Below are 3,717 nucleotides of genomic sequence, written 5' to 3' on the forward strand. Positions count from 1 at the left end.
TCGCCCTCGCCGCCCGTCTCGCGTACCGTCCCCACATCGAGGGCCGGCGCAACATTCCGCGTGACGGACCGGTGATCCTCGCCTCCAACCACCTGTCCTTCATCGACTCGTTCGTCATCCCGACCTTCGCACCGCGGCCGGTGTACTTCCTCGCCAAGTCGACCTACTTCGACGGACGAGGATTCCGCGGGTGGGTGAGCCGTCAGTTCTTCACGGCGATCGGCGCGACCCCGGTGGAGCGCGGCGCCGGGCAGGCGGCGCTGGAGGCCCTGGAGCAGCAGCGGCGCATCCTGTCGTCCGGTCGCGCGATCGCGCTGTACCCGGAAGGGACCCGCTCGCTCGACGGGCGACTGTACAAGGGGCGTACCGGAGTGGCCTTCCTCGCGCTGGAGACCGGCGCGAGGGTCGTGCCGGTGGGACTCAAGGGCACGAACGAGGCGATGCCGGTGGGCGCGAAGTGGCCTCGTCTGTCGCCGCGCATGACCATCCGATACGGCGAGCCGCTCGACCTCTCGCACCACGGTCCGGCGTCGTCCGGACGCGCGCGGCGGGCCGCGACCGACGAGATCATGAACGCAATCCATGCGCTCTCCGAGCAGGAGCGCGCCGACAGCTACAACGAGGCGCCGGCGCAGAACCCGGTCGAGCGCCTCAAGCAGGTGCTGCCGCACGAGCGTCGCTGAGGCGTCATCCGGCGGTCACCACCGGCTCATGTCGCACCGGGACTGCCACCGACGAGGCGATGAAGCACCACTCGTGCGCCTGCGTATGGGCCGCGATCGCGGCGGGGACCATCTCGGCCGCGGCGACCGTCACCGTCGGATGCAGGACGACCTCCGTGAAGGAGCCGCCGCCGCGCCCGTCGAGCACCATGGTGCCCCGGGCGTCGTCGCGGTAGGAGGTCACCACGACCCCCGCGGTGACGCACGCGTGCAGGTACGAGAGCAGGTGACACTCCGACAACGCGGCCAGAAGCATGTCCTCAGGGTTCCATTTGGCCTCATCCCCCCGGAACGGTCGATCCGCCGACGCCTCCAGCGCGGGCTTCCCGGCCACCGTCAGCCGCACCGAGCGATCGTAGTCGCGATATCCGCTCGTGCCAGCGCCGCGGTCGCCGGTCCAGACGGACTGTACGGCGTAACGGTGCTCTCCGATCATGCGGCCAGTTTCGCACGCCTTCGTCGCCGGTCGGGCGCGGCTAGGCTGACACCGTGGCCCACACGTTCTCGGTTCCCGACGCCGTTGAGCTGGCCGTCGTGGAACGCAGCGGGTTCGTCGAATCCCGCCACTGCGGCAGCGCGATCGTGCTCGATCCCGCCGGGGAGCCGCTGCGCACTCTGGGCGACGTATCGGCGCCGGTGCTCCCGCGGTCGTGCCTGAAACCCGTGCAGGCACTCGCGTGCCTCACGGCGGGTGCGGACCTCACCGGTGAGCGCTTGGCACTGGCGACCGCCAGCCATAGCGGCACCGACCGGCACGTCACGGTCGTCCGCAGCATCCTCGCGCAGGCGGAGGCGGAGGAATCGATGCTCCAGTGCCCACCGGCCTGGCCGGGCGACACCGCCACGCGGGACGAACTGGTGCGCGAGCTCGGGCAGCCGGAGCGGATCCGGATGAACTGTTCCGGGAAGCACGCCGCGATGCTCCTGACGTGCCGGGTCAACGGCTGGGACCCGACGAGCTACCTCGATCCCGGGCACCCGCTCCAGGAACACATCCGTGAAGTGATGGAACGACTCACCGGCGCCCGGGCGACCATGACCGCAGTCGACGGATGCGGTGCACCGGTGTACGCCCTCAGCCTCGGCGCGCTGGCGCGCGCCATCCACCGCATCGGCACGTCGTCGGAACATTCCCCGTTCGCCATGCACCGCGCGGCGGGGAGCCTGGTGCGCGCGGTGCGCGAGCACCCGTGGGCGGTCGACGGTCCGGGCCGTCCCGACACGACCGCGATCGAGACGCTCGGCGTGTTCGCCAAGAGCGGCGCCGAGGGGGTCCTCGTGATGACCGCCCCGGACGGCACGACCGTCGCGCTGAAGATGCTCGACGGCGGCGGGCGGGCCAGCACCGTGGTCGCCCTCACCCTCCTGGTGCGCGCGGGTGCGCTGCGCGCCACGGACGTGGCGCAGATGCTGCCCCGGCTTCCGCTGTCGGTCTCCGGTGGCGGACAGGATGTCGGCGCGATCCGCCCGACTGTGTGACACCCCCCCAGATTGAAAGGACGTGCGATGAGGATCGGCGTACCCACCGAGGTGAAGAACAACGAGTTTCGTGTCGCGCTGACGCCCGCCGGCGTCCACGACCTCGCCCGTGCCGGGCACGACGTGGTCGTGCAGTCGGGGGCCGGAGCGGGATCGACAATCGGTGACGATGAGTACCGCCAGGCCGGTGCCACGATGGTCCCGGAAGCCGGTGACGTCTGGTCGCGGGCCGACCTGGTGCTGAAGGTGAAAGAACCCGTCGCGAGCGAGTATCCGCACTTCCGCGACGGATTGGTCCTGTTCACCTACCTCCACCTCGCCGCCGACGCCGCCCTCACGAACCGGCTGCTGGCCGACCGGGTGACGGCGATCGCCTACGAGACGGTCACCTCACCGGCGGGCGGGCTGCCCCTGCTGGCGCCGATGAGCGAGGTCGCGGGACGGTTGGCACCCCTCGTGGGCGCGCACACGCTGATGCGCTCCGCCGGAGGGCTCGGCCTGCTGATGTCCGGTGTCCCGGGAACCCGGCCCGCGACGGTCAGCGTCATCGGCGGAGGTGTCGCCGGTTCGCACGCGGCCGGCATCGCGGCGGGCATGGGTGCCGACGTCACCGTGTTCGACACGAACGTCTCCCGGTTGCGCTGGCTCGACGACCAGTTCCGCGGCCGTGTCAAGACCGCCGCAGCGCACCCCCTGGACCTGGACCGCGCCGTGACCGGCAGCGACCTGGTGATCGGTGCCGTTCTCGTGCCGGGCGCGCGGGCTCCCAAGCTGGTCAGCAACGAGCAGGTCGCGCGGATGCGCGGCGGATCTGTGCTCGTGGATATCGCGGTGGACCAGGGCGGATGCTTCGAGGACACCCGCCCGACCACGCACGCCGACCCCACCTTCCGCGTGCACGACAGCGTGTTCTATTGCGTCGCCAACATGCCCGGCGCCGTCCCCAACACCTCCACCTCGGCGCTCACCAACGCGACGCTGCCGTACATCCGGCAGATCGCGGAGCGCGGGTGGCACGCCGCGCTGCGCGCCGACGCCGGTCTGGCCGCGGGGCTGAACACCGTCGCGGGCACGGTCACCAATGCGGGCGTCGCGGCGGCGCACGACCTGCCGGCGCACGCACCGGCCGACGCGTTGGCGTGAGCCCCACCGTCACAGCCGGTCCCCCAGGAGGATCCGCCGTGCCGGTTCGCCGGCGCGCACCAGCCAGCCCCGGCCCGACCCGGGCATCGCGTACGGCGGGAGTTCGCGTCGCGCCGTGACGGCCCGGTACTCGCCGGCCACCGCGGTGTCGACGACGAGGTCGGCGTCGGCACGGGCCGCCGTGAGCAGTGGCCAGTGCGCCAGCCACTCCTCCGGGCTCCCCCCCACCACCGTCCCCGTGGAGAGCTGGTCGGCGCCTTCCAGCGGGACGGCCCCCAGCCACTCGGCGAGCGCGGAGCCCCGACGGCCCGCGGGCGCGACGAGGGCGACCGCGTCCGGGCCGGGGCGCCAAGGCGGCGGGGGCGCGGCCGGC

General features: G+C 72.3%; 4 protein-coding genes and 1 pseudogene. 3 read left to right on the forward strand and 2 right to left on the reverse strand.

All coding sequences use genetic code 11. The features are described 5' to 3' along the window. Nucleotides 1–683, forward strand: a 683-nt coding sequence (locus tag ACK5KK_RS15925) for a lysophospholipid acyltransferase family protein (RefSeq protein WP_416891062.1), incomplete at its 5' end; no start/stop codon positions are given. A gap of 4 nt (nt 684–687) precedes the next feature. On the opposite strand, the gene ACK5KK_RS15930 is transcribed toward ACK5KK_RS15925, so the two are convergent. After that, nucleotides 688–1,158, reverse strand: coding sequence for an OsmC family protein (locus ACK5KK_RS15930; RefSeq protein WP_416891063.1), 471 nt, complete (start codon nt 1,156–1,158; stop codon nt 688–690). A gap of 53 nt (nt 1,159–1,211) precedes the next feature. On the opposite strand from ACK5KK_RS15930, the gene ACK5KK_RS15935 reads away from it, so the two are divergent. Beyond that, the gene (locus tag ACK5KK_RS15935; protein WP_416891064.1) at nt 1,212–2,201 is read left to right on the forward strand and encodes an asparaginase; all 990 of its coding nucleotides are present in this window, start codon (nt 1,212–1,214) and stop codon (nt 2,199–2,201) included. A 27-nt stretch (nt 2,202–2,228) separates the two neighbouring features. Next, a complete protein-coding gene (gene ald, locus ACK5KK_RS15940; RefSeq protein ID WP_416891065.1) occupies nt 2,229–3,344 on the forward strand; it encodes an alanine dehydrogenase in 1,116 nt (371 codons plus the stop codon). A 9-nt stretch (nt 3,345–3,353) separates the two neighbouring features. Here ald and ACK5KK_RS15945 read toward each other — a convergent pair. After that, nucleotides 3,354–3,717 (reverse strand): annotated as a pseudogene (locus ACK5KK_RS15945) (hypothetical protein); the annotation flags it as partial.

The organism is Microbacterium sp., from assembly GCF_047972865.1.
GTDB lineage: Bacteria > Actinomycetota > Actinomycetes > Actinomycetales > Microbacteriaceae > Microbacterium.

Excerpts from the sequence above, each read along its gene's own strand:
- ald (WP_416891065.1), top strand. The coding sequence starts at position 2,229 with ATGAGGATCGGCGTACCCACCGAGGTGAAGAACAACGAGTTTCGTGTC.
- ACK5KK_RS15930 (WP_416891063.1), bottom strand. The coding sequence starts at position 1,158 with ATGATCGGAGAGCACCGTTACGCCGTACAGTCCGTCTGGACCGGCGAC.